22 protein-coding genes are annotated in these 24,238 nt (G+C 72.4%); 16 read left to right on the plus strand and 6 right to left on the minus strand.

Annotated elements, in window-relative coordinates; translation table 11 throughout:
• Positions 1-50 precede the first annotated feature (50 nt).
• On the plus strand, positions 51-836 hold the full coding sequence (locus PJ985_RS01895; RefSeq protein ID WP_271681696.1) for a TrmH family RNA methyltransferase: 786 nt from the start codon (positions 51-53) through the stop codon (positions 834-836).
• A 143-nt stretch (positions 837-979) separates the two neighbouring features.
• On the opposite strand, the gene paaN is transcribed toward PJ985_RS01895, so the two are convergent.
• Positions 980-2,674 carry a phenylacetic acid degradation protein PaaN gene (gene paaN, locus PJ985_RS01900; protein ID WP_271681697.1) on the minus strand — a complete coding sequence of 565 codons (1,695 nt, stop codon included), beginning with the start codon at positions 2,672-2,674 and terminating at the stop codon, positions 980-982.
• Between the two features lie 196 nt (positions 2,675-2,870).
• Between paaN and PJ985_RS01905 the strand changes: the two genes are divergently transcribed.
• Complete coding sequence (locus tag PJ985_RS01905) at positions 2,871-3,473, plus strand: TetR/AcrR family transcriptional regulator (RefSeq protein WP_271681698.1); 603 nt, start codon at positions 2,871-2,873, stop codon at positions 3,471-3,473.
• Between the two features lie 99 nt (positions 3,474-3,572).
• On the opposite strand, the gene PJ985_RS01910 is transcribed toward PJ985_RS01905, so the two are convergent.
• Positions 3,573-4,052 (minus strand): Lrp/AsnC family transcriptional regulator, encoded by a 480-nt coding sequence (locus PJ985_RS01910; RefSeq protein ID WP_271682064.1) that lies wholly within the window; start codon positions 4,050-4,052, stop codon positions 3,573-3,575.
• A gap of 199 nt (positions 4,053-4,251) precedes the next feature.
• Here PJ985_RS01910 and pdhA (PJ985_RS01915) point away from each other — a divergent pair, with 199 nt between their 5' ends.
• The 6 genes from pdhA (PJ985_RS01915) to PJ985_RS01940 all read left to right on the plus strand — a co-directional run bounded on the left by pdhA (PJ985_RS01915) (position 4,252) and on the right by PJ985_RS01940 (position 11,338).
• Positions 4,252-5,397, plus strand: a complete 1,146-nt coding sequence (pdhA, locus tag PJ985_RS01915; RefSeq protein WP_271682065.1) for a pyruvate dehydrogenase (acetyl-transferring) E1 component subunit alpha — start codon at positions 4,252-4,254, stop codon at positions 5,395-5,397.
• A gap of 113 nt (positions 5,398-5,510) precedes the next feature.
• On the plus strand, positions 5,511-6,491 hold the full coding sequence (locus PJ985_RS01920) for an alpha-ketoacid dehydrogenase subunit beta (RefSeq protein ID WP_271682066.1): 981 nt from the start codon (positions 5,511-5,513) through the stop codon (positions 6,489-6,491).
• Complete coding sequence (locus PJ985_RS01925; protein ID WP_271681699.1) at positions 6,488-7,819, plus strand: dihydrolipoamide acetyltransferase family protein; 1,332 nt, start codon at positions 6,488-6,490, stop codon at positions 7,817-7,819. Before PJ985_RS01920 ends, PJ985_RS01925 begins: the two co-directional genes overlap by 4 nt.
• A gap of 167 nt (positions 7,820-7,986) precedes the next feature.
• Positions 7,987-8,889, plus strand: a complete 903-nt coding sequence (locus tag PJ985_RS01930; RefSeq protein ID WP_271681700.1) for an NTP transferase domain-containing protein — start codon at positions 7,987-7,989, stop codon at positions 8,887-8,889.
• On the plus strand, positions 8,886-10,208 hold the full coding sequence (locus PJ985_RS01935) for a molybdopterin molybdotransferase MoeA (protein ID WP_271681701.1): 1,323 nt from the start codon (positions 8,886-8,888) through the stop codon (positions 10,206-10,208). Before PJ985_RS01930 ends, PJ985_RS01935 begins: the two co-directional genes overlap by 4 nt.
• The gene (locus tag PJ985_RS01940; protein ID WP_271681702.1) at positions 10,205-11,338 is read left to right on the plus strand and encodes a potassium channel family protein; all 1,134 of its coding nucleotides are present in this window, start codon (positions 10,205-10,207) and stop codon (positions 11,336-11,338) included. The genes PJ985_RS01935 and PJ985_RS01940 overlap by 4 nt, the downstream gene beginning before the upstream one ends.
• Before the next feature lie 9 nt (positions 11,339-11,347).
• Here PJ985_RS01940 and PJ985_RS01945 read toward each other — a convergent pair whose 3' ends face one another.
• The gene (locus PJ985_RS01945; protein ID WP_271681703.1) at positions 11,348-12,235 is read right to left on the minus strand and encodes a helix-turn-helix domain-containing protein; all 888 of its coding nucleotides are present in this window, start codon (positions 12,233-12,235) and stop codon (positions 11,348-11,350) included.
• Between the two features lie 195 nt (positions 12,236-12,430).
• Between PJ985_RS01945 and PJ985_RS01950 the strand changes: the two genes are divergently transcribed.
• The 6 genes from PJ985_RS01950 (at position 12,431) to PJ985_RS01975 (ending at position 18,869) form a co-directional block, all read left to right on the plus strand.
• Positions 12,431-13,408, plus strand: coding sequence for an NAD(P)H-quinone oxidoreductase (locus tag PJ985_RS01950; RefSeq protein WP_271681704.1), 978 nt, complete (start codon positions 12,431-12,433; stop codon positions 13,406-13,408).
• A gap of 98 nt (positions 13,409-13,506) precedes the next feature.
• Complete coding sequence (locus PJ985_RS01955) at positions 13,507-14,022, plus strand: hypothetical protein (protein ID WP_271681705.1); 516 nt, start codon at positions 13,507-13,509, stop codon at positions 14,020-14,022.
• 103 nt (positions 14,023-14,125) lie between these two features.
• Positions 14,126-14,755, plus strand: coding sequence for a PadR family transcriptional regulator (locus PJ985_RS01960; protein WP_271681706.1), 630 nt, complete (start codon positions 14,126-14,128; stop codon positions 14,753-14,755).
• Positions 14,752-15,486 carry an ABC transporter ATP-binding protein gene (locus PJ985_RS01965; RefSeq protein ID WP_271681707.1) on the plus strand — a complete coding sequence of 245 codons (735 nt, stop codon included), beginning with the start codon at positions 14,752-14,754 and terminating at the stop codon, positions 15,484-15,486. Before PJ985_RS01960 ends, PJ985_RS01965 begins: the two co-directional genes overlap by 4 nt.
• Entirely contained in the window at positions 15,483-18,272 is a 2,790-nt protein-coding gene (locus PJ985_RS01970; RefSeq protein ID WP_271681708.1) for an FtsX-like permease family protein, read from the plus strand. The genes PJ985_RS01965 and PJ985_RS01970 overlap by 4 nt, the downstream gene beginning before the upstream one ends.
• A 21-nt stretch (positions 18,273-18,293) precedes the next feature.
• A complete protein-coding gene (locus tag PJ985_RS01975; RefSeq protein ID WP_271681709.1) occupies positions 18,294-18,869 on the plus strand; it encodes a bacterial proteasome activator family protein in 576 nt (191 codons plus the stop codon).
• 192 nt (positions 18,870-19,061) lie between these two features.
• Here the strand turns inward: PJ985_RS01975 and PJ985_RS01980 are convergent, their stop codons facing one another.
• From PJ985_RS01980 to pdhA (PJ985_RS01990), 3 genes are read right to left on the minus strand one after another with little or no spacing between them, the layout of a single operon-like run.
• Positions 19,062-20,486 carry a dihydrolipoamide acetyltransferase family protein gene (locus PJ985_RS01980; RefSeq protein ID WP_271681710.1) on the minus strand — a complete coding sequence of 475 codons (1,425 nt, stop codon included), beginning with the start codon at positions 20,484-20,486 and terminating at the stop codon, positions 19,062-19,064.
• A gap of 23 nt (positions 20,487-20,509) precedes the next feature.
• Positions 20,510-21,490: an alpha-ketoacid dehydrogenase subunit beta gene (locus tag PJ985_RS01985; protein ID WP_271681711.1), complete on the minus strand. Its 981-nt coding sequence runs from the start codon at positions 21,488-21,490 to the stop codon at positions 20,510-20,512.
• A gap of 1 nt (position 21,491) precedes the next feature.
• Positions 21,492-22,664 (minus strand): pyruvate dehydrogenase (acetyl-transferring) E1 component subunit alpha, encoded by a 1,173-nt coding sequence (pdhA, locus tag PJ985_RS01990; protein WP_271681712.1) that lies wholly within the window; start codon positions 22,662-22,664, stop codon positions 21,492-21,494.
• Between the two features lie 342 nt (positions 22,665-23,006).
• On the opposite strand from pdhA (PJ985_RS01990), the gene PJ985_RS01995 reads away from it, so the two are divergent.
• Positions 23,007-23,669 carry a response regulator gene (locus PJ985_RS01995; RefSeq protein WP_271681713.1) on the plus strand — a complete coding sequence of 221 codons (663 nt, stop codon included), beginning with the start codon at positions 23,007-23,009 and terminating at the stop codon, positions 23,667-23,669.
• Between the two features lie 112 nt (positions 23,670-23,781).
• The gene (locus tag PJ985_RS02000) at positions 23,782-24,210 is read left to right on the plus strand and encodes a hypothetical protein (protein ID WP_271681714.1); all 429 of its coding nucleotides are present in this window, start codon (positions 23,782-23,784) and stop codon (positions 24,208-24,210) included.
• Positions 24,211-24,238: the final 28 nt, after the last annotated feature.

Below are 24,238 nucleotides of genomic sequence, written 5' to 3' on the forward strand. Positions count from 1 at the left end.
TAACGTCGCAGGAGCAGCCGCCGACCGGACAAGGAACGACACCACCACCGATGACCGTCCCGCCCGCCCCCGCAGCCCTCTCCGGGCGCTGGCGGCAGCTCGCCGCCGACGCCGTACTGCTCGACGGCTTCCACGCGCTCAAGCACGCGCTGCGCTTCGGTGCCGAGGTGCCGCTGGCGGTCAGCACCGACAAGGACGCCACCCTGGTCCTCGCCCGGAAGCTGGCCCCCGACCTGACCACGGTGCTGGAAGGGCTGCTCACGGAGGTACCGGCCGCCGGCCTGGCCGCTCTGGTGCCCCGCCCGCACCCCACGGGGGTGGCGGCCCTGGCCGTCCGGCCGCCCGTGCTGCCGGGCAGGGCCGACAGCCCGGCCGGTGCTTCCCGCACAGCGCCGCTGGTGGTGCTCGACGACCCCCGCCATCTGGGCAACATCGGCGCGGTGGTCCGGGTCGCGGCGGGCTGCGGGGCGTCCGGGGTCCTCACCACGGGGACCGTTGATCCCTGGCACCCCGCAGTCCTCCGGGCCGCCGCCGGCCTGCACTTCGCCACCGTCGTGGACCGCTGTTCCGTCGCCGAACTGCCTCCGGGGCCGCTGTACGCGCTGGACCCGGAGGGCACGGACCTGCGCGGCCTGACCCTGGAGGACGACGCGCTCCTCGCCTTCGGCTCCGAGCGCCACGGCCTCTCCGCCGAGCTGCGTGCCAGGGCCACCACTCTGGTGTCCCTGCCGATGCGCCCGCAGGTTTCCAGTTACAACCTTGCCACCAGCGTCGCCATGACCCTCTACCACTGGCTGGCCGGCCGGCCCCCGGCCGGTGTTCCGCCCGCAGGGTGAACCGCCCCGCAGGGTGAACCGCCCCGCAGGGTGAACCGCTCGCGGGGTGCACCCGCTGTGCCACCTCCCAGGTCAGGGCCGGGCACGTTTCACGTGGAACGTGCCCGGCCCGACCTGGTCCCGCTCAGTGGTCCGCGGCCTGCTCAGCGGACCTCGCGGCGGATCTCCACGGTGCGGAAGCGGTTCGCCACAAACGCGCCGTCGACCAGGGCGGCGTTGGCCGCCGGGTTGCCGCCGGAGCCGTGGAAGTCGGAGAACGCCGAGGTCTGGTTGACGTACACCCCGCCGGTGAGGTTCAGCGAGAGCTGCGCGCACTCGTCCAGGCAGGCGTCCGACAGCGCCTGCTCCACCTCGGCGGAGGTGGTGTATCCGCCGACGGTCATGGCGCCCTGCTCGCGGACGGTGCTGCGCAGCAAGGACACCGCCTCGGCGGTGGAGTCCACGGCCACCGCGAAGGACACCGGGCCGAAGCACTCGGCGCGGCAGGTCCGGGCCGCCTCCGGGTCCGCGCTGTCCAGCGCGATGACAACCGGGGTGCGGACGGTGGCCTCGGGGAACTCGGGGTGCTCGACGGGGCGGGAGGCCAGCGCCACCCGGCCCAGCCCGGGGGCACCGTCGAGGCGCTCGCGTACCTGGGGGCTGACGAGTGCGCCGAGCAGGGCGGTCGCCCGGGCGTCGTCACCGAGCAGTTTGTCCACGGCGGCGGCCAGGTCCGCGACCAGCTCGTCGTAGCTCTTGTGGCCGTCGTCCGTGGCGACGCCGCCGCGAGGGATGAGCAGGTTCTGCGGGGTCGTGCACATCTGGCCGCTGTACAGCGAGAGCGAGAAGGCCAGGTTGGCGAGCATGCCGCGGTAGTTGTCGGTGGAGTCGATGACGACGGTGTTGACGCCGGCCTTCTCCGTGTACACCTGCGCCTGCCGCGCGTGGGTCTCCAGCCAGTCCCCGAACGCGGTGGAGCCGGTGTAGTCGATGATGCGGATCTCCGGGCGCAGCGCCAGGTCCTTGGCGATGCCCTCGCCGTCCCGCTCGGCGGCCAGCGCGACCAGGTTCGGGTCGAAGCCCGCCTCGGCGAGCACCTCGCGGGCGACCCGCACGGTCAGGGCAAGCGGCAGCACGGCGCGCGGGTGCGGCTTGACGAGCACGGGGTTGCCGGTGGCCAGCGAGGCGAAGAGGCCCGGGTAGCCGTTCCAGGTGGGGAAGGTGTTGCAGCCGATGAGCAGCGAGATGCCGCGCGGCACCGCGGTGAACTCCTTCGCCAGCTCCAGCGGGTCCCGCTTGCCCTGCGGCTTGCTCCACCGGGCGCGCTGCGGGGTCCGGACCTGCTCGGCGTAGGCGTAGGTGACCGCCTCCAGGCCGCGGTCCTGCGCGTGCGGGCCACCTGCCTGCATCGCCATCAGGTACGCCTGCCCCGAGGTGTGCATGACGGCGTGCGCGAACTCGTGCGTGCGGGCGTTGATCCGGGAGAGGATCTCCAGGCACACCAGGGCCCGGGTCTCGGGGCCGGCGTCCCGCCAGGCGGGCATCGCCTCGCGCATCGCGGGCAGCAGCACCTCGGGGTCCGGGTGCGGATAGGTGACGCCGAGCGGGAAGCCGTACGGTGAGACCTCGCCGCCCGTCCGGCCGTCGGTGCCCGGCTGGTCCAGCTCGAACGGGGTGTCGCGGAGCGCGTCGAACGCGGCCCGGCCGGCGCCGGCGTCGAGTGTGCCGTTCTCCCCGTAGGCCTTGGGATGCTCCGGGTACGGGGACCAGTAGGCTCGGCTCCGGATGGTCTCCAGCGCCGTGTCCAGCGTGTCACGGTGCTTCTCCGTCAGGTGCGCCACGGTGAGCGAAGGGGTCATGGCCGGCGATCTCCTCGTTGAGCTGGAATTCGGGCGGGGCATGGACGATACTGCTACCGAACGATCGGTCGGGGCAAGGGGGGCCGGCCACGGGGCCGGTTTCCTCCGAGTGCTTCCCGCCCTCCGGGCGCCGCACAGCCGGCCGTCACCGCGCCCTTCCCGCAGGGGCGTCCCGATCAAGGATGGTGTCTCCCCCGTGACCACGGCGGCGAAGCGCGACACATACACCCCGCAGACGCTCCTCGCGGTGGCCGTCGAGGTGTTCAACGAGCGCGGCTACGACGGCACCTCCATGGAGCACCTGTCCAAGGCAGCCGGTATCTCCAAGTCCTCCATCTATCACCACGTCCGTGGCAAGGAGGAGCTGCTGCGCCGCTCCGTCAGTCATGCCCTGGACGGGCTCTTCGCCGTCCTGGAGGAGCCTGCCGCCCGCGAGGGCCGGGCCGTGGACCGCCTGGAGCACGTCACGCGGCGCACCGCGCTGGTCCTGATGGAGCGGCTGCCCTACGTCACCCTGCTGCTGCGGGTGCGCGGCAACACCGACGCCGAGCGGTGGGCGCTGGAGCGGCGGCGCGAGTTCGACCAGCGGGTCGCCGAGCTGCTCCGGCAGGCCGTGGCGGAGGGTGACCTGCGGGCCGACATCGATGTCCGGCTGGCGACCCGGCTGCTGTTCGGGATGATCAACTCGATCGCCGAGTGGTACCGGCCGCAACGCCGGGACACGGCGGCGGCCGAGGACGTCGCCGAGGCCGTGGTCCGCACGGCCTTCGCCGGCCTGCGGCTGCCGCCCACGAGCTGAGGCCCGTTCCGCGCTCCCGTCCCGTTCGGCGCTCCCGTCCCGATCGGCGTCGGCTGCGGGGACCGGGCCGGGCGCCGGAGGTCACTTCCGGTGCGCCGGTCAGCCGGGTTCGCCGCCGGGCAGCAGATCGGTCTCCTCGAACACCAGCAGGGTCCGGGTGCTGAGCACCTCGGGGATCGCCTGCAGCCGGGTGAGGACCAGCTCGCGCAGCGCCCGGTTGTCCGCCGTGTGCACCAGCAGCAGCACATCGAAGTCCCCGCTGACCAGGGCGATGTGCGCCGCCCCGGGAAGCTGTTCGAGCTTCGCGCGGACCGTGCGCCAGGTGTCCTGGACGATCTTCAGGGTGATGTAGGCCGAGGCCCCCTGCCCGGCCCGCTCATGGTCCACCCGGGCGCTGAAGCCGCGGATCACCCCGTCCTCCAGCAGCCGGTTGATCCGGCCGTAGGCGTTGGCGCGGGAGATGTGCACCTGCTCGGCGACCGAGCGCACGGACGCCCTTCCGTCGAGTCTGAGCAGACGGACGATCGCGGTGTCAATGGAATCGAGAGGTCGCACCGGCGAGTGCGCGGGTGTGGTCATCTGGTCGTCCGGCACGGTGTGCGGCCTCCCCTCTCTGGACGTTCTGCATTCATGACACGGCACCCTCGGCCAGTTGTCCAGATGCTCACCCCAGCTGTAGCCAAACTGCGTCGGCGACCGAACAATCGGTAGGCAGAGGGCTGGGTCACCCATGCTCAGCCCTGCCCCGCCCGCAGCCCCCTATCAGGAGGTGCTCGCCATGTCGGTGCTGGAGCAGACCCCAGACCGCGAGACCACCGGGACCCGCCCCGCACCGCCCCCCTGGCAGCCGCGCACGGACCCCGGTCCGCTGCTGCCCGACCCCGAGCCCTACCGGCTGCTCGGCAGCAGGACCCGGCTGGACCCGGCCGCCAAGGAGCTGTGGCTGGAGCTGTACCGCCGGCTGGTCCTCGGCCGCCGCTACAACCAGCAGGCCACGGCCCTCACCAAGCAGGGCCGGCTCGCCGTGTACCCCTCCTCCACCGGCCAGGAGGCCTGCCAGGTCGCCGCCGCGATGGCCCTGGAGGAACGCGACTGGCTCTTCCCCAGCTACCGCGACACCCTCGCCGCCGTCAGCCGCGGCCTCGACCCGGTCCAGGCCCTCACCCTGCTGCGCGGCGACTGGCACACCGGCTACGACCCGCGCGAGCACCGCATCGCCCCGCTGAGCACCCCGCTCGCCACCCAGCTGCCGCACGCCGTCGGCCTCGCCCACGCCGCCAGGCTCCTCGGTGACGACGTGGTCGCGATGGCCCTGGTGGGCGACGGCGGCACCTCCGAGGGCGACTTCCACGAGGCGCTGAACTTCGCCGCCGTCCAGCAGGCGCCCGTGGTCTTCCTGGTCCAGAACAACGGCTTCGCGATCTCCGTGCCGCTCGCCAAGCAGACCGCCGCTCCGAGCATCGCCCACAAGGCGGTCGGCTACGGCATGCCCGGCCGCCTGGTCGACGGCAACGACGCCCCCGCCGTGCACCAGGTCCTCTCCGAGGCGGTGCACCGCGCCCGGAACGGAGGCGGCCCCACCCTGGTGGAGGCCATCACCTACCGCATCGACGCGCACACCAACGCCGACGACGCCACCCGGTACCGGCCGGGCGAGGAGGTCGAGGCATGGCGGGCCCACGACCCGGTCGTGCTCCTGGAGCGCGAGCTCCGGCAACGCCGGCAGCTCACCGACCGCGGCGCCCGGCAGGCCGCTGACGCGGCCGAGGAGATGGCGGCCGGCCTGCGGGCCCGGATGAACGCGGACCCGCAGCTCGCACCGGACGACCTGTTCGCCCACGTGTACGCCGGGCCCACCCCGCAACTGCGCGAACAGGCAGCCCTGCTGCGCGCCGAACTCACCGCCGAGGAGGACGCCGTATGACCACCGTCACGGCAGGCCGCGCTGCCGGAACGACCACGTCCGCCGCAGCGCCCGGAACCACCGGGGCGGACGCCGCGCCGGGCCCCGGCAGACCCGCGGCCAAGCCCGCGACCATGGCCCAGGCACTGAACCGGGCCCTGCGCGACGCGATGGCCGAAGACCCCGCCGTGCACGTCATGGGCGAGGACGTGGGCGCCCTCGGCGGCGTCTTCCGGATCACCGACGGGCTGGCCGCGGAGTTCGGCGAGGACCGCTGCGCGGACACCCCGCTGGCCGAGGCCGGCATTCTCGGCACGGCGGTGGGCATGGCGATGTACGGGCTGCGGCCGGTCGTCGAGATGCAGTTCGACGCCTTCGCCTACCCGGCCTTCGAACAGCTGATCTCGCACGTCTCCCGGATGCGGAACCGCACCCGGGGGGCGCTGCCGATGCCGATCACCCTCCGCATCCCCTACGGCGGCGGGATCGGCGGAGTCGAGCACCACAGCGACTCCTCCGAGGCCTACTACATGGCCACCCCCGGCCTGCACGTCGTCACCCCGGCGACCGTCGGGGACGCCTACGGGCTGCTGCGGCAGTCCATCGCCTCCGACGACCCGGTCGTCTTCCTGGAGCCCAAACGGCTGTACTGGGCGAAGGACGCCGTGGACCTGGAAGCCCCGCCGCACAGCGAGCCGTTCGGCCGGGCGGTGGTGCGGCGCCCCGGCACCTCGGCGACCCTGATCACCTACGGCCCCTCGCTGCCGGTCTGCCTGGAGGCCGCGGAGGCCGCCCGGGAGGACGGCCTCGACCTGGAGGTCATCGACCTGCGCACCCTGGTCCCCTTCGACGACGAGACGGTCTGTGCGGCGGTGCGCCGCACCGGGCGGGCCGTGGTCGTGCACGAGGCCACCGGCTTCGCCGGCCCGGGCGCGGAGATCGCCGCCCGCCTCACCGAGCGCTGCTTCCACCACCTGCACGCCCCGGTGCTGCGGGTGGCCGGCTTCGACATCCCCTATCCGCCGCCGATGCTGGAGAAGCATCACCTGCCCGGCGTCGACCGGATCCTCGACGCGGTGGACCGCCTGCAGTGGGAAAGCGAGTGGACGGCATGACCGAAGTACGCGAGTTCGCCCTGCCGGACCTCGGGGAAGGACTGACCGGGGCCGAGATCGTCCGGTGGCTCGTCGAGGTCGGGGACGTCGTCGTCGTGGACCAGCCGGTCGTCGAGGTGGAAACGGCGAAGGCCCAGGTCGAGGTGCCCTGCCCGTACGGCGGTGTGGTCACCGCCCGCCACGGCGAGACCGGCGAGGAGGTGCCCGTCGGGTCGACCCTGGTCACCGTCGCCGCAGAGGGGGCCGCCTCCGGGCCTGCGCCCTCCGGCACCGCCGACGGGACGCCGGGCGCCGGCCGCCCGGCCCAGCCGTCCCCCTCGGAGAAACCGGCCGCCGGAGCGGCCGACGAGGGCTCGGGCAACGTCCTGGTCGGCTACGGCACAAGCGCTGCCTCCGGGCGCCGCCGCCGCCGTACCCGTCCGCCCGGCGGGCCGACCGTGCACCCCGCACCCACCGGGCCGCGCCGGGTGGCCGTGATCTCCCCGCTCGTGCGGCGGATCGCCCGCGAGCAGGGCATCAACCTGACCGACCTGCGCGGCTCCGGCCCCGACGGCCTCATCCTGCGGGCGGACGTCGAACGGGCCGCCCGCCCGGCGCCCGCACCGAACGCTCCGCCCGCCGCGGTGCCGCCGGTCGCCGGAGAGCAGCGCATCCCGCTGCGCGGCATCGCCGGAGCGATGGCCGAGAAGCTGTCCCGGAGCCGGACCGAGATCCCCGACGCCACCTGCTGGGTGGACGCCGACGCCACCGAGCTGCTGGCCGCCCGTCGTGCGATGAACACGGCCGGCGCCCCCAAGGTGTCGCTGCTCGCCCTCCTGGCGCGCATCTGCACCGCCGCACTGGCCCGGCACCCCGAGCTCAACGCCACGGTCGACACCCGGGCGCGGGAGATCGTCCGGCTGCCCGCCGTGCACCTCGGGTTCGCCGCGCAGACCGCGCGCGGCCTGATGGTGCCCGTGGTGCGCGACGCACAGCGCCGCAGCGCCACCGGGCTGACCGAGGAGATGACCCGGCTCACCGAGGCCGCCAGGGCCGGCAAGCTGCCGCCCGGCGACCTGACCGGCGGCACCTTCACCCTCAACAACTACGGGGTGTTCGGCGTCGACGGCTCGACCCCGATCATCAACCACCCCGAGGCCGCCATGCTGGGCGTCGGCCGCATCATCGAGAAGCCCTGGGCGCACCAGGGACAGATCGCGCTCCGGCACGTCGTCCAGCTGTCCCTGACCTTCGACCACCGGGTCTGCGACGGTGGCGTGGCCGGCGGCTTCCTCCGGTACGTCGCAGACTGCGTCGAACAGCCCGCTCTCCTCCTCCGCGAGCTGTGAGACCTCAGGCCCGGCTGCGGCACGTCATGCTGACGGCCAAGAGGACGGATCACTTCACCGGCTGACGACAGCAGGTGCCAGGGCCCGCGCAAGCTTGCTCGCCGGGCCGATGTCTCCGGCAGGGGAGTGGCGGAGGCAGCTCGGTCGCCCGGCACTATTCTTCTGGCATGAGCCCTGCCGTGGACCCCTCGCCGGCCTCCGGGGAGCCCTGGTACGACGCGGTCGTGCTGGCGGGCGGCGGGGCCCGGCGGCTCGGCGGAGCCGACAAGCCGGCCGTCCGGATCGGCGGGCGCACCTTGCTGGACCGGGTGCTGGCCGCCTGCCCGGGCGCCGGACGCACGGTGGTGGTCGGCCCGCGCCGGACCACCGGCCGGCCCGTCACCTGGACCCGGGAGACGCCGCCCGGCGGCGGTCCGCTCGCCGCCCTCGACGCCGGGCTGCGGCCCGTCACCCGCCCGTACGTACTGGTCCTCGCCGCCGACCTGCCCTTTCTCGACACCGGTCTGACCGGGCGGCTGCTGCGGGTGCCGCCCGGCCGGGACGGCGTGCTTCTCACCGACCCCTCGGGCCGGGACCAGCCGCTGACCGCCGCCTACCGCACGGAGGCCCTGCGCCGGGAGCTTGCCGCGCTCGCCTCCGGACACGGGAGCCTGCGCGACCTGCCGCTCCGGCTGCTGCTGCCCGGCCTCCGCCTGCACCGCGTGCCGGCCGCCGACTCCCTGGACTGCGACACCTGGGCGGACGTGGACCGGGCCCGCTCCCGCATCAGGGAACATGGGGCTGTGCTGAACGAATGGATTGCCGCAGTGAAGGCCGAACTCGACATCGACCCGCAGGTGGACACCACCGCGCTGCTGGACGCCGCCCGGGACGCCGCGCACGGGGTGACCCGCCCGGCCGCGCCGCTCACCACCTTCCTGATGGGCTACGCGCTGGCCAGCAAGGGCACCGACGCGGCCGAGGCCGCCCGCAAGGTCGGTGAGCTCGCTGCCCGCTGGGAGCAGGAACAGCAGGACGCGCAGGACCGGGACCCGGCCCGGGAACAGACACCGGCCCGGGAAGAGACATGAGCGACGCGTTCGACGAGGCGCTGGCCCTCGCCAACGAGGCGCCCCGCGACACGTCCACGCCGGGCGGATCGGCGCCGTCGGTCTCCGCCCCGGGGCGGACGCCGGCCGCCCGGAAGAAGCCGGACGCCGCACACCGTCACCTCGGCTGGGACGCGGCCCGCCGCGTCGCGCACCGCACCGCCGGCCGCCCCCTGGCCCCCGTCGGCCGGCCGCTCGACGAACGCGCACTGGGCCACACGCTCGCCGAGCCGCTCGAGGCGCTCACCGACCTTCCCGCGTTCGACGCCTCCGCCATGGACGGCTGGGCCGTGTCCGGGCCCGGCCCCTGGCACCTCGCCCCCGGCACCGGGGTGCTGGCCGGCCATGCCGCCCCGAGCCCGCTGACCGACGGTGACGCCGTGCCGGTCGCCACCGGCGCACGGGTGCCGGCCGGAGCCACCGCCGTGCTGCGCAGCGAACGCGGCACCGTGACCGGCGGACAGTTGCGCGGCCCCAACCCGCAGCCCGGCGCCGACATCCGTACCCGAGGCCAGGAATGCCGCTCCGGCACCGCGCTCCTGCCCGCCGGCACCCCGATCACCCCCGTGGTGCTGGGCCTCGCCGCCGCGGCCGGCTACGACGAACTGACGGTGCGGCCCCGTCCGCGCGTGGACATCCTCGTCCTCGGTGACGAGCTGCTGGTCAGCGGACGGCCGCAGGAGGGACGGATCCGGGACGCGATCGGGCCCATGGCCGGCCCCTGGCTGACAGCGCTCGGCGCCGACGTGATCGCCACCCGCCACCTCGGGGACGACGCCGAAGCCCTGCACCGGGCGCTCGTCACGAGCCGTGCCGACCTGATCATCACCACCGGGGGGACCGCCGCCGGACCCGTCGACCACGTCCACCCCACACTGCGCCGGCTCGGAGCCCGGCTGACCGTCAACGGCGTCGCGGTCCGGCCCGGCCATCCGATGCTCCTGGCCGAACTGCCCGACGGCCCGCCGCTGATCGGCCTGCCCGGCAACCCGCTGGCCGCCGTCTCCGGCCTCCTGACCCTCGCCGCGCCCCTGCTGCGCGCACTGACCGGCCGGAGCGCTCCGGAGGAGCCCCAGGCCACCCTCACCGGGCCCGTGCGCCGCCACCCCGCGGACACCCGGCTGGTGCCCGTGACCTGCCCGGCACCGGGCCGGGCCGAACCCCTGCGCTACGCCGGCCCGGCCATGCTGCGCGGCATCGCCGCCGCCACCGCGCTCGCGGTCGTTCCACCCGGTCCGGAGCCCTCCGGGGAAGCCCTTTCCGCCGGTCACGTCCGTCTCCTGGAGCTTCCCCGGTCATGAGATTCTCCACCCCTGTCAAGGACATCGAGGACCAGTCGCACGCGGTCTACCTGCCCCGGTTCGTCTCGGGGCCGCTGATCCAGGTGCTCAAGCGGCTGGTCATCGCGTCCGCGGTCATGCTTCTCGCGTTCCTCATCGTCTACTTCGACCGGCACAACTACACGGACTCCGTGGACGGCGAGGTCAGCGCGCTCGACGCGTTCTACTACGTCACCGTGTCGCTCTCGACGACCGGATACGGCGACGTGGTCCCGGTCACCGACCTGGCCCGGGCGATCACGGCCTTCGTCATCACACCGCTGCGCGTACTCTTCCTGATCATCCTGGTCGGCACGACACTGGAAGTGCTCACCGAACGCACCCGTGAGCAGTGGCGGATCGCCCACTGGAGGCAAGCCTTGCGTGACCACACCGTCATCGTCGGATTCGGCACCAAGGGCCGCTCCGCCGCCGAGACCCTGATGCGGACCGGCGTCACTCAGGACCAGCTGGTGATCGTCGACCCCAGCGCCACCGTCGTGGAACAGGCCAACGCCGACGGATACGCGGGCGTGGTCGGGGACGCCACCCGCAGCCACGTGCTGCTGCGGGCCCGCGCGGACCGCGCCAAGCAGGTCGTCATCTCCACCCAGCGCGACGACACCGCCGTCCTGGTCGCGCTCACGGTGCGCCAGCTGAGCAAGACGGTGAAGATCGTCGCCTCGGTCCGGGAGGAGGAGAACGTCCCGCTGCTGCGGCAGTCGGGCGCGGACTCCGTCATCACCAGCGCCTCGGCCGTCGGCCGGCTGCTGGGCCTGTCGATGATCAGCCCCAGTTCGGGCGCGGTGATGGAGGACCTGATCCAGCAGGGCACCGGACTGACCCTCAAGGAGCGTCCGGTCACCAAGGCGGAGGCGGGCCGCTCCCCGCGCGAGTGCGAGGACCTCGTCGTCTCGGTCATACGCGGGCACCGGCTGCTCGGCTACGACGACCCGGAAGCTGCGGTCCTGGAGCTCCAGGACCGGGTGGTGGTCATCCGCCGCACCCCGAAGGGTGAGGAACCCAAGAAGGGCGCATCCAAGGGCGGCTTCCCGGGAACCACCGGCAAGCCCGAGCGCGGTCCGGGCTCCTGGCGCATCCCCCGCCGCTAGCGGGAAGGTTCAGCGGCGCTGCCGACGCTGCAGCTGGACCTGGCCCACTCCGCGCAGGAGGGGCCGTACGTGGTGCTCGTGGGCGTACTCCTCCATCGCGAGGCGGATGAACGCGAGCGAGTCGTCGGGGGAGAGCGCGTCGGCACGCAACCGCTCGTAGGTCGCGGTCGCCTCGGCGACCTTGGCCGAGGAGTCGATCACCCGGCCGCCGGAGAGGGATTCCTCGTACAGGATTCCCGGCTCGTCGGCGAAGGTCAGCAGGCCGAACGAGGTGTGCGAGGCGGGAGCACCGCTGCCGAACGGCAGCACCTGGAGGGTGACATGCGGAGATTCGGCCTCCCGCATCAGGTGGCCGAGCTGCTCGCGCATCACCAGGGGCCCGCCCACCGGGCGCCGCAGACAGCTCTCGTCCAGGATGGCCCAGAGCAACGGAGGGTCCCGCTTCTTGAGCACCTCGCGGCGCTGCATGCGGGCCTGCACCTTTTCCTTGATCAGCTCCTCCTCCGCCCTCGGCAGGGCAGCCCGCAGGACCGCCTGGGCGTAGGCCGGGGTCTGCAGCGCCCCCATGATCAGGCCGGCGCTGTAGTTCTGGATGGACACGGCCTGGGCCTCCAGCCACAGATACGGCACGAACCAGTCGGGGTGCCCGCGGCGGCTCACCCGGCCCCGCAGCCGGGAGAAGAAGCCGCTGGTCGCGAAGACCTGGTCGCAGCCGGCGGCGAACTCCGCGGTGGCGAGCTGCTCGCCACTTTCGAACAGGCCCACCGCCGAGGCGGAGTACTGGGTTCTCTCGCCCAGCTCCCCCTGGGTCATGCCGAGGTGCTCGCGCGCATGCCGCACCTCGGACCCGAAGTAAGCGGCTCCGTCCGCGGGCAGCTCTTCCACTCGGTCCTTCACGTTCAACCCCCGTCGTAGCGGCGCCTCGCCGGAGCTTTCCGGCCCTGGCAATCTACCGGCGGTGACCGCGAACGGTGAGCGGATCATCACGCAGCGGCATGGGAAAGGGTGTTGGACCTGTCCGCCTCCCGGGGAGGACACCTGCCGGTGCGGCGCGGGTGAGGTGCCGGCGGAGCGGGCAGTAGCGTCGGCGGCATGTATGCGATCACGATTCCTGAGCCCGGCGGCCCCGAAGCACTGGTGTGGACCGAGGTGCCGGACGCGGTGCCCGGCGACGGCGAGGTGCTGGTGGAGGTGGCAGCCAGTGCGGTGAACCGGGCTGACGTGCTGCAGCGGCAGGGGTTCTACGACCCCCCGCCCGGCGCCTCTCCGTACCCCGGCCTGGAGTGCTCCGGGCGGATCGCGGCGCTCGGGCCGGGCGTCGTCGGCTGGGAGGTCGGCGATGCGGTGTGCGCGCTGCTCAGCGGCGGTGGTTACGCCGAGCGGGTGAGCGTGCCGTTCGGTCAACTGCTGCCGGTACCGCAGGGCATGGACCTGGTGACGGCCGCCGCGCTCCCCGAGGTGACCTGCACGGTGTGGTCCAACGTCTTCATGGTCGCGTCACTGCGGCCGGGCGAGACGGTGCTGATTCACGGCGGCGGCAGCGGCATCGGCACGATGGCCATCCAGCTGGCCAAGGCGGTGGGGGCCACGGTGGCCGTCACGGCGGGCAGTGCGGCGAAGCTGGAGCGGTGCCGGGAACTGGGCGCCGACATCTGTGTCAACTACCGAGAGCAGGACTTCGTCGCCGAGCTGAAGAAGGCCACCGGCGGGACGGGAGCCGACGTCATTCTCGACATCATCGGGGCCAAGTACCTCGCGCCCAACATCAAGGCGCTGGCGACCGGGGGACGGATCGTGGTCATCGGGCTCCAGGGCGGGGTGAAGGGTGAGCTCAACCTGGGCACCCTGCTGACCAAGCGGGGCTCGGTCAGCGCCACCTCGCTGCGCGGCCGTCCGCCGGAGCAGAAGGCGGGCATCGTGGCGGCGGTGCGGGAGCATGTCTGGCCGCTGCTCGCCGACGGCCGGCTGCGTCCGGTGGTGGACCGCAGGGTGCCGCTGGCGGAGGCGGCCGAGGCGCACCGGGCACTGGAGGCCGGCGAGCACGTGGGGAAGATCCTGCTGGTCCGCTGAGCTGATCGGCGCGTTGCGCTTGACCAGCCCGAGATGCCGCTTCTTTGCCGGTATGTGACGCTGGTTACGTTGTCGGGAGACCTGCGAAGGGCGTCGGTGTGAGAGTGCGGATGGGCATCGCGGTGGCCGTGGCGGCGGTAGCCGCCGCCGTGGTGCCCCCCTCCGCTTCCGCCGCCGACCCCCACCCCTATGGTCACCCCGGGCACGAGGTCCCGGGGACCGCCGACTGGCCCGGGGCGTACGACGACGCGGAGGGCTTCCCCGAAGGCCACCCGCCGCACGGGTCCGATGGCCAGGACGGCCCGGATGAATGGGACCCCTTCGGTACGGAGGAGCCACCGCTGTCCGGCGGCCACTTCGAGGATCAGTCCGACGGCACCTGGTACGAGCACGGCGCCGGTGAGCCGACGCCCGGTGAGTCCGTGGAGCCTCAGCGGCCGGCCGGCCCGGACGCCGGCCCGCGTGACCTCGCCGGCGGGGACCTTCCGGTGACCGCCCGGGAGCGCCAGGCCCAGCAGGGCGGTGAGGTGCTGGGCGTTCTTCCCTTCGGTGCCGGGCTCGCCTGCCTCGGGCTGGGTCTCGGCATCATCGCCGTCCGGCTCCGTCAGGGCTGACCCCGCGCCCCGGCTCCCTGCGTGGGCCGCGCGCCGCAGCGTCGCCGTTCCGTGACCCCGGTGAGTTGCGAGAGCGGTAACCTACTCGGTATACATACTCAGTATGTCGATCAAATACGGTCTCCTCGCCCTGCTCGAGCGCGGCCCTCGTTACGGCTCTCAGCTGCGCTCCGAATTCGAGTCACGGACCGGATCGACCTGGCCGCTCAACATCGGCCAGGTGTACACCACGCTGGGCCGCCTGGAGCGGGACGGACTGATCGTGCCGGAGGGGGACCGGGACGCGAAGCAGCAGAGCTACGCCCTCACCGAGGCCGGCCGGCAGGACCTGACCGAGTGGTACGCACGCCCGGTCGACCGCACCCAGCCGTCCCGGGACGAGCTCGCCATCAAGCTGGCCATGGCCGTCGGAGCACCCGGGATCGATGTGCAGAGCATCATCCAGACCCAGCGGCGGCACACGCTGAAGGCCATGCAGGACTACACCCGGCTCAAGGCCCGGGCGCTCGCCACGGGCGCCGAGCAGCGCGACGACATCGCCTGGCTGCTCGTCCTGGAACAGCTGATCTTCCACGCCGAGGCGGAAAGCCGATGGCTGGACCACTGCGAGTCACGCCTGGTACGGCTCGCCGCCACCCTGGCCGAGAACGAGCCGCCTCCCGGCCAGGGGCCCGGTGCCGGTCCCGGGCAGGCGCGTGCCGTGGCCGAACACATCCAACGGGGGACCTCATGACCCACACCCACCCACCTGTTCTCGAGCTGCGCGAGCTCACCCGGACCCATGGGAGCGGGGTCACGGCCGTGCAGGCGCTGCGCGGCATCAACCTCACCGTCCGCACCGGCGAGCTGGTCGCGGTGATGGGCCAGTCCGGCTCCGGGAAGTCCACCCTGCTCACCATTGCTGGCGGTCTGGACACCGCCAGCAGCGGTCAGGTCCTCATCGAGGGGAGGGACCTCAGCACGCTGACCCGGGCCGAACAGGCCAAGGTGCGCCGTACCAGCGTCGGCTACGTCTTCCAGGACTACAACCTCATCCCGGCCCTCACCGCGGCGGAGAACGTCTCCCTGCCCCGGGAGCTGGACGGCGTGTCCGCCCGGCAGGCCCGCAAGGAGGCCCTCGCGGCGCTGGCGGAGATCGCCCTCACCGAGGTTGCCGACCGCTTCCCCGACGAGATGTCCGGTGGTCAGCAGCAGCGCGTGGCGATCGCCCGCGCTCTCGTCGGTGACCGCCGGCTGGTGCTCGCCGACGAACCGACCGGCGCCCTGGACTCCGAGACCGGCGACAGCGTCCTGGCGCTGCTCCGTAACCGCTGCGACCAGGGGGCGGCCGGCGTGATGGTCACGCACGAACCACGGTTCGCCGCCTGGGCGGACCGGGTGATCTTTCTTCGGGACGGCGTTGTCGTCGACGAATCGGCCTCCTCCTCCGCGGACTCGCTGCTGTTGGAGGAGGGCTCCCAGTGAAGAAGTGGAACAGCTGGCGGGCCGCCCTGCGCATAGCCCGCCGGGACGCGCTGCGGGCCAAGGGCCGCAGCCTCCTGGTCATCGCGATGATCGCGCTGCCGATCGTCGGAGTCAGCGCCGCCGCCCTGACGCTGCGCAGCGCCGAGCTCAGCACACAGGAGGAGCTGACCCGCACGCTCGGTCAGGCCGACGCCCGGTTCGCGTACTGGGGTGGTGGGGAACCGATCCTCCAGGAGCCCACCGGCGGTTCCGTGTACATGGAGGACGGTGGCGGCCCGGAGGCGGAGCCGGTGTCTCCGGCGGACCTCTTCGCCGGCAGCGGCGTCGAGCTGCTGGTGGACGTCCAGGGCTGGAAGCAGGTGCAGTCCCGGCACGGTGTGCTGGAAGCCGAGATCCGGGAAACCGACACCGGCCACCCCCTGACGGAGGGCCTCTTCACCCTGAAGCGGGGCGAATTCCCGGCCGGGCCGCGTGAGGTGGCCGCGACGGACGCGTTCCTGAAGGAGAGCGGCCTGAAGGTCGGCTCCCGGCTGAGTCTGCCCGACCGGGACGGCAGCTTCCGGATCACCGGTGCCTACGAGCTGCCGAGCAACCTGGACCGCTGGCAACTGCTGGTCCAGCCGGGGGCGGTGTGGGGCGCGGAGGAGGACGACCGGGTCAGCCGGGATCACCTCCTGGCCGTTGACGGGGGAGTCAGCTGGGAGAAGGTCGTCGAGGCCAATACTCACGGCTGGTTCGTGACCTCCCGTTCGGTGTACGAGCAGCCGCCGCCGGACAGCGAGGTGCCCGCCTATGCCGACGCCGGCATGGGGAGTCAGCAGGATCTGATCGATGGTGAGGTCGCCGCGGTGCTGGGCGCCGTGCTCGTTCTGGTGATCATGGAAGTCTGTCTGCTGGCCGGGCCGGCCTTCGCGGTCGGGGCCCGGCGGTCACGGCGGATGCTCGGGCTGGTGGGCGCGAACGGGGGCGACCGCCGTCACATCCGGGCCATCATGCTGTCCAGCGGGCTTGTCCTCGGCATTGCCGCGGCCGTGGTCGGTACGGTCCTCGGCATCCTCCTGATGATCGCCTTCCAGCCCTGGCTGGAGAGTCTCGCGGGCAGCCGCTTCGGCGTACTGGACTTCCGTCCGCTCGAACTGACCGCGATCGCCCTGCTGGGTGTGGTCACCGGCCTGCTGGCCGCGATGGTCCCGGCGATCACCTCCGCCAGGGCCCCGGTCCTGGAATCGCTGACCGGACGCCGGGGAATCCGCAGGACGGGCCGGACCCTGCCGATGTGGGGGGCCGCAGGGTTCGTCCTGGGCAGTGCCACGGCGCTGCTGGGCTCTCTGTTCCTGCGCAACATCTACCTGGTGGCCGGGGGCGCGGTGGTGGCGCAGCTCGGGCTGGTCGCCATGACCCCGTTGCTGGTCGGTGTCTTCGGGCGGATCGGCGGCCTGCTGCCGCTGTCCGGCCGGCTCGCGTTGCGGGACGCCGTCCGCAACCGGTCCAGGACTGCTCCCGCCGTGGCGGCGGTGCTCGCTGCCGTCGCAGGCACCATGACGGTCGCGACGTACACGGCCGGAGCCGACACCCAGCAGCGTGCGGAGTACCGGGCCTCGCTGCCGCACGGCGGAGTCTCCATCTGGGCCGACGAGCCGGGGCAGACGGCCGCACTCACCGCTGTCCGGCAGGCGGCCGAGCTGGAGCTGGCAACCGCGGAACGGGCCGATGTGGCGCGGCTCCTGGGCGGGGACGAGGACTGCGGGGTGTGGGGGTGGGAGGACCACTGCAGCACCATGCACGTCCGGATCCCGCCGGAGAACGAGTGCGACTGGGAGGCGTACGAGGAGGCGTGGGCCGCTCGGGACGGAGCGTCCCCCGACGCGGTCGGGGACTGGCGGTGCGCACCGGGCGCCGGTGGGAGGCACGTCCCCGGCGCGGAGGTACTCGTCGGCGGGCCCGAGGTGCTGCGCGCGCTGGGCATCGAGGACGACAACGCGGTGCGTGCGCTGGAATCCGGAGAGGCGGTGGTCACGAGCCGGTCCAGGGTCGATGACGACGGTGTGCTCACGCTGGAGTTCTTCGGACCGGCGGATCGGGCGGAGGAGCTCGCGGACGGCCGTGAGCGGGAGCCGGATCGCGAGGTTGCCTTTCCCGCGGTGCTCGCCGAGCTGGACGAGGAGGCGAGAGACTACGGCCTGCACGTACTGCTGCCGCCCGCCGCCGTTGCGGAGGCGGGTCTGAACACGGTGGACTACGGCACGGTGTACCGCACCAGCGAGGTCCCGGACAGCGCCCAGCGGCAGGCGTTCGACGGCGCGATCAAGGACCTGAGCCCGGTGCCCGACACCTACATCGAGTACGGCCACCGGGAGAGCATGGGCCTCGTGCTGCTGGTACTGGCCCTGTTCGCGGGTCTGGTCACGCTCGGGGCGGCGGGGATCGCCACGGGTCTGGCACAGGCCGATTCCGAGCGCGACCTGGCCACCCTGTCCGCGGTGGGTGCGCCGCCGAGGGTGCGGCGGACGCTGTCCGGGCTGCAGTGCGCGGTGATCGCCGCGATGGGGACGGGGCTGGGGGTGCTCTCCGGGCTGATCCCGGGGGTCGGCCTCAGGCTGGTGCAGTACCGCGAGGACATGCACTGGTGGGAGCGCAGCGGGGGGCACGGAAGCATGCCGGAGCTGTTCATTTCCGTGCCCTGGGGCACGATGCTGCAGCTCGTCGTGGTGGTGCCGGTGGTGGCCGGGCTGCTGGCGGCGCTGCTGACCCGTTCGCGTATCGGGCTCGCCCGCCGGGAGGGGTGAGGCGCCGTGCATCATGGAGTCATGACGCAGTCGAGTAGTGAACCGCCGCAGGAGAGCCCGCAGGTACTGGTCGTCGGACCGGACGGGATGGCTCTCGGCAGTGCCGCTCCGAAAGGGAGCGGTGAAGGTGGCGAGAAGGAGCGGGGTGAGCTCCCGGTGACGGAGATGGTGGAGCAGCCCGCGAAGGTCATGCGGATCGGGAGCATGATCAAGCAGCTGCTGGAGGAGGTCAAGGCCGCCCCGCTCGACGAGGCGAGCCGCGCCAGGCTCAAGGAGATCCACTCCAGTTCCGTCAAGGAGCTGGAGGAGGGCCTGGCGCCCGAGCTGATCGAGGAACTGGAGCGGATCTCGCTTCCGTTCACCGAGGACACGCTGCCCAGCGAGGCGGAGCTCCGGATCGCCCAGGCGCAGCTGGTCGGCTGGCTGGAAGGGCTGTTCCACGGCATTCAGACGGCGCTGTTCGCGCAGCAGATGGCGGCCCGGGCGCAGCTGGAGCAGATGCGTCGGGCGCTGCCTCCGGGCGCGTCGCTGGGCACCGAGGAGGGCGGCATCGGCATGGAGCCGCGCGGTGACACCCGGTCCGGCCCTTATCTGTGACTGCCGTGCGCTGAGCCGGCCCGGCCGGGGCACCGGTCGGGCCGGCTCGGCGCACGTGCCCTTTCCTGCCCTGCTGAACCGGACGGCCCCCGGGGTGCCGCGGCCGTACGTGGCCGCGGCGCCCCGGGGGCCGCTTACCGAGCTGTGCGACTGCCGACCGGCCCGCTGTCCGCCGGCCGGTCGGCCTCCGCCCTACGCCCAGGTGATGAGCCGCTTGGGGCGCTCCAGGACGGCGGCCGTGTCGGCCAGCACCTTGGAGCCCAGCTCGCCGTCGACCAGCCGGTGGTCGAAGGAGAGCGCCAGGGTGGTGACCTGCCGCGGCTTGACCTTGCCCTTGTGCACCCACGGCTGGAGCTTGACCGCGCCGAAGGCGAGGATGGCGCTCTCCCCGCGGTTGAGGATCGGGGTGCCGGTGTCGACGCCGAACACTCCGACATTGGTGATCGTCACCGTGCCGCCCTGCATGTCGGCCGGGGACGTCCTGCCGTCGCGTGCCGTGCTGATCAGGGAGCTGAGCGCTTCGGAAAGCTGAGGCAGCGTCTTGGTGCCCGCGTCCTTGATGTTCGGCACGATCAGGCCGCGGGGGGTCGCCGCGGCGATGCCCAGGTTGATGTAGTCCTTGTAGACGATCTCCTGGTTCTCCTCGTCCCAGGTCGCGTTGACGTCCGGATTGCGGCGGACGGCGACCAGCAGGGCCCTGGCCACCAGCAGCAGCGGGTTGACCCGCAGTCCGGCCATCGACGGGTCCTGCTTCAGCTCCTGGACGAGCTTCATGGTGCGGGTGACGTCCACGGTCACGAACTCCGTGACGTGCGGTGCGGTGAAGGCGCTGCCGACCATCGCCTGGGCGGTGGCTTTGCGGACGCCCTTGATCGGCACCCGTCGTTCCCGGATGGCGGTCAGCGACTGCGGCTCGATAGCCGGAACTTCCTCCGGGGGTGCCGCCGGGGCACCGGTCGGGGCGATCTCGGCCTCCGCCGGGGCTGCCGCCGCGTGGACGTCCTCGCGGGTGATGATCCCGTCGGTACCGCTCGGGGTGACCGTGGCGAGATCGATCCCGAGGTCCTTGGCGAGCTTCCGGACCGGCGGCTTGGCCAGCGGCCGGGCGGCGGCGGGTTCGGCCGTCGCACCGGCGCGGCCGTTCAGTTCGGTCTGGACGGCGGCCCGGGCCGCGGTGGGTCCGCCGGCTGTCCCGGCGGGCGCTTTGCGCGCTCGGCGCTTCGTCGAGGCGGCGGAGACGCCGTAGCCGACGAGAACCGGCTTACGGCCCTTGTCCTCGCCCTGGCTCTCGCCGTCCTCGTCCGGGGCCGGCCGGGAAGGCTCGGCGGGCTTCTCGACCGTGGCCGGTGCTCCGGCGGCCGAGGGTTCGGTGTCGACGGTGATGATCACCGTGCCGACATCGACGGTGGTGCCCTCGTCGAAGAAGAGCTCGCTCACCACCCCGTCGTAGGGGATGGGCAGCTCGACGGCGGCCTTGGCGGTCTCCACCTCGACGACCGTCTGGCCGTCGGTCACGGTGTCACCGGGCTTGACGTGCCAGGTGAGGATCTCCGCCTCGGTGAGCCCTTCGCCCACATCGGGCATCTTGAACTCGCGGAAGCGCTGTGCAGCAGCCATTGTCACGACTCTCCTCAGCCTTCTCAGTACGCCAGCGCACGGTCGACGCTGTCCAGCACCCGGTCGAGACCGGGGAGGTACTCCTCCTCCAGCCGGGCCGGCGGGTAGGGGGCGTGGAAACCGCCCACCCGCAGCACCGGTGCCTCCAGATGGTAGAAGCACCGCTCGGTGATGCGGGCGGCAACCTCCGCACCGGACCCGAAGAACACCGGGGCCTCGTGCACGATGACGAGCCGGCCGGTCTTCTCCACCGACTGCTGCACGGTGTCGAAGTCGATCGGGGAGATCGACCGCAGGTCGACGACCTCCAGCGAACGGCCCTCCTCGGCGGACGTGGCGGCGACCTGCAGGCAGGTCTTCACGGTCGGTCCGTAACAGGCCAGCGTGAGGTCGGTGCCCTCCTGCAGGACCCGGGCCCCGTGCAGCGGGAACGGGAGGGCGGAGGTGTCGACCTCGCCCTTGTCCCAGTACCGGGACTTCGGCTCGAAGAAGATCACCGGGTCGTCGCACTCGATGGCCTGCTGGAGCATCCAGTAGGCGTCCGAGGGAGTCGCGGGTGAGACGATCTTCAGGCCGGCCACGTGCGCGAAGAGGGCCTCGGGGGACTCGCTGTGGTGTTCCACCGCCCCGATGCCGCCGGCGTAGGGGATGCGGATGACGACCGGCAGCCTGACCTTGCCCAGCGACCGGGCGTGCATCTTGGCCAGCTGGGTGACGATCTGGTCGTAACCGGGAAAGACGAAGCCGTCGAACTGGATCTCCGCGACCGGCCGGTAACCGCGCAGGGCCAGACCGATCGCGGTGCCGATGATGCCGGACTCGGCGAGCGGGGTGTCGATGACCCGTTCCTCGCCGAAGTCCTTCTGCAGCCCGTCGGTGATCCGGAAGACGCCGCCGAGCTTGCCGACGTCCTCTCCCATGATCAGAACCTTGGGGTCGGACTCCAGAGCCTTCCGCAGGGAGGTGTTCAAGGCCTTGGCGATGGACATCTTCTGGGCACTCATGTCAGTTGCCCTCCTGGTGGGCGGAGTCCTCGAAGGAGGCGCTGTACTCGGCGTACCGGGCGCGCTCCTCGTCGACCAGTGCGTGCCCGTCCGCGTAGATGTTCTCGAACATCGCCATGTTGTCGGGGTTCGGCATCGTGCGGATGCCCTCCCGGACGCGCTTGGCCATCACGTCGCTCTCCTCCTCCAGTGAGGAGAAGAACTCCGCATCGGCCATCTTCTCCTTCTCCAGGTAGGTGCGCAGCCGCAGGATCGGGTCCTTGGCCTCCCACGCCTCGCGCTCCTCGTCGCGGCGGTACCGCGTCGGGTCGTCGGAGGTGGTGTGCGCGCCCATGCGGTAGGTGAAGGCCTCCACGAGCATGGGGCCCTGGCCGGTGCGGGTGCGCTCGACCGCCGCCCGGGTGACGGCCAGCACGGCGAGCACGTCGTTGCCGTCCACACGTACGCCGGGGAAGCCGAAGCCCTGGGCGCGCTGGTACAGCGGCACCCGGGTCTGGCGCTCGGTGGGCTCGGAGATCGCCCACTGGTTGTTCTGGCAGAAGAACACCACAGGGGCGTTGTAGACGGCTGCGAAGGTGAAGGCCTCCGACACGTCGCCCTGGCTGGAGGCGCCGTCCCCGAAGTAGGCGATGACCGAGGAGTCGGCGCCGTCCTTCGCCACGCCCATCGCGTAGCCGGTGGCGTGCAGCGCCTGGGAGCCGATCACGATGGTGTAGAGGTGGAAGTTGTTGAGGTTGGGGTCCCAGCCGCCGTGGTTCACGCCGCGGAACATCCCGAGCAGCATCGTCGGGTCCACTCCGCGGCACCAGGCGACGCCGTGCTCGCGGTAGGTGGGGAAGACGTAGTCGTCCTCCCGCAGGGCCCGTGCCGAGCCGATCTGGGCAGCCTCCTGGCCGAGGAGCGAGGGCCAGAGCCCCAGCTCGCCCTGCCGCTGCAGGTTGGTCGCCTCGGCGTCGAAACGCCTGGTCAGCACCATGTCCCGGTACAGACCGCGCAGCTCGTCCGCGCTGAGGTCGATCGCATAGTCCGGGTGCTCGACGCGTTCCCCTTCCGGGGTCAGCAGTTGCACCATCTCCGGCCGCTGCGCGTCGGGCGCGCTCTGCGCCTTCTTGGTCGCGCGCTTTCCGCTGCTGCGGCGCGGCTTGCCGCGCGCGGCAGTGCTCTCCACGGTCACGTGTGCTCCTCCGTCGGTCCGGCCCCCGGGGTCCTCCGGGGGGCCAGTGCGGCTCGCCCGGTGCCGTACGACGCACGGGGTGGGTGCGCAGCGGACAGCTCCGAGCGTGACAGTGTCCCGTTCGACGGTCCGCTACCAGCACCGTACCCAGTGAACGACTCCGGGGCGAAACACACTTGACCTGCGGATATACCTGGAAATCCAAGTACTTCCGCTTGCGGTTGCCGCCGGCCCGGAACGTCACTGGTCACGGCTCGCGAGCCGAGGGGACACTCGCACCGTAACCCGGCGGGCCACGGTACGGGAAGAGCGCTGGAGAACACCTTGTGTGACACTGGCGAGGTGGGAGAAAACGGAAAAATTACTGTATTTCTGCTCGATGATCACGAAGTGGTGCGCCGAGGCGTGCACGAGATGCTGTCCATGGAGCCGGACATCGAGGTCGTCGGCGAGGCCGGCACGGCCGCCGAGGCCCTGGTCCGGATCCCGGCCACGCACCCGGATGTGGCGCTGCTCGACGTCCGGCTGCCGGACGGCAGCGGGGTCGAAGTGTGCCGGGAGATCCGCTCCCGGGACGAGTCGCTCAAGTGCCTCATGCTGACCTCCTTCGCGGATGACGAGGCGCTGTTCGACGCGATCATGGCCGGGGCGTCCGGCTACGTCCTCAAAGCCATCCGGGGGAACGACCTGCTGAGCGCGGTCCGTGACGTCGCCGCCGGCAAGTCCCTGCTCGACCCGGTGACCACCCAGCAGGTGCTGGAACGCCTGCGGCACGGTGGCGGCCGGCCGGACGACCGGCTGGCCCACCTCACCGACCAGGAGCGCCGGATTCTCGACCTGATCGGTGAAGGGCTCACCAACCGGGCCATCGGGGAGCGGCTGCACCTCGCGGAGAAAACCATCAAGAACTACGTCTCCAGCCTGCTCGCCAAGCTGGGCATGGAACGGCGCTCCCAGGCCGCCGCCTACGTGGCGCGCTTGCAGGCGGAAAAGCCGCAGCGCTGACGACCGGGCCGGCCGCGGCCGCCCCCGCCCCCCGCGCAATCGGGACCATTGTCCCCTGATCCGGGACCTTTCCCCGGGGCGCGGACGCGCGCTGCCGAGGCAGCCTTGACGCATGCCCGTCACGATGAGCACCTCCGAGGACCGCCTGGCCGACGCGCTGCGCGTCCTGCCGTCGCTCAGCCACGGCCACGCCGCGGTGACCCGGTACGCCCTGCCGTACGTGCTGCCCGCCCGGCATCTGGTGACGGGGGAAACCGTGCTGCTGCGCGTCACCGCCGGTGAGGCCGACAGCCGGTACCTGGACGGGACCGTGCTGGCCTACCGGGCCCAGGCCTGCTGCGGCCGTGTGGGCAGCGCGGGCACCGGGCCGGAGGAGGAAGCGGCGGCGTCCGGCCGCCCGGCGGGTGTCCACCTCGTCGGTACGGTCAGCGTCTGTGACCCGGCGCCGGACGAGCGTGCTCTGCTGGTGCCCGGGGACGAGGAAGGCCCGGACACCGGGTTCTACCTGCGCTTCTCCCCCGGATTCGCCGACCTCTCCTGACCGGCCCGTGGGGCCTCCCCCGGCGGGC

This window comes from Streptomyces sp. ACA25 (genome assembly GCF_028200735.1).
Taxonomy (GTDB): domain Bacteria; phylum Actinomycetota; class Actinomycetes; order Streptomycetales; family Streptomycetaceae; genus Streptomyces.

Excerpts from the sequence above, each read along its gene's own strand:
- PJ985_RS01895 (WP_271681696.1), top strand. The coding sequence starts at position 51 with ATGACCGTCCCGCCCGCCCCCGCAGCCCTCTCCGGGCGCTGGCGGCAG.
- paaN (WP_271681697.1), bottom strand. The coding sequence starts at position 2,674 with ATGACCCCTTCGCTCACCGTGGCGCACCTGACGGAGAAGCACCGTGAC.
- PJ985_RS01910 (WP_271682064.1), bottom strand. The coding sequence starts at position 4,052 with ATGACCACACCCGCGCACTCGCCGGTGCGACCTCTCGATTCCATTGAC.
- pdhA (WP_271682065.1), top strand. The coding sequence starts at position 4,252 with ATGTCGGTGCTGGAGCAGACCCCAGACCGCGAGACCACCGGGACCCGC.
- PJ985_RS01920 (WP_271682066.1), top strand. The coding sequence starts at position 5,511 with ATGGCCCAGGCACTGAACCGGGCCCTGCGCGACGCGATGGCCGAAGAC.
- PJ985_RS01925 (WP_271681699.1), top strand. The coding sequence starts at position 6,488 with ATGACCGAAGTACGCGAGTTCGCCCTGCCGGACCTCGGGGAAGGACTG.
- PJ985_RS01930 (WP_271681700.1), top strand. The coding sequence starts at position 7,987 with ATGAGCCCTGCCGTGGACCCCTCGCCGGCCTCCGGGGAGCCCTGGTAC.
- PJ985_RS01935 (WP_271681701.1), top strand. The coding sequence starts at position 8,886 with ATGAGCGACGCGTTCGACGAGGCGCTGGCCCTCGCCAACGAGGCGCCC.
- PJ985_RS01940 (WP_271681702.1), top strand. The coding sequence starts at position 10,205 with ATGAGATTCTCCACCCCTGTCAAGGACATCGAGGACCAGTCGCACGCG.
- PJ985_RS01950 (WP_271681704.1), top strand. The coding sequence starts at position 12,431 with ATGTATGCGATCACGATTCCTGAGCCCGGCGGCCCCGAAGCACTGGTG.
- PJ985_RS01960 (WP_271681706.1), top strand. The coding sequence starts at position 14,126 with ATGTCGATCAAATACGGTCTCCTCGCCCTGCTCGAGCGCGGCCCTCGT.
- PJ985_RS01965 (WP_271681707.1), top strand. The coding sequence starts at position 14,752 with ATGACCCACACCCACCCACCTGTTCTCGAGCTGCGCGAGCTCACCCGG.
- PJ985_RS01975 (WP_271681709.1), top strand. The coding sequence starts at position 18,294 with ATGACGCAGTCGAGTAGTGAACCGCCGCAGGAGAGCCCGCAGGTACTG.
- PJ985_RS01980 (WP_271681710.1), bottom strand. The coding sequence starts at position 20,486 with ATGGCTGCTGCACAGCGCTTCCGCGAGTTCAAGATGCCCGATGTGGGC.
- PJ985_RS01985 (WP_271681711.1), bottom strand. The coding sequence starts at position 21,490 with ATGAGTGCCCAGAAGATGTCCATCGCCAAGGCCTTGAACACCTCCCTG.
- PJ985_RS02000 (WP_271681714.1), top strand. The coding sequence starts at position 23,782 with ATGCCCGTCACGATGAGCACCTCCGAGGACCGCCTGGCCGACGCGCTG.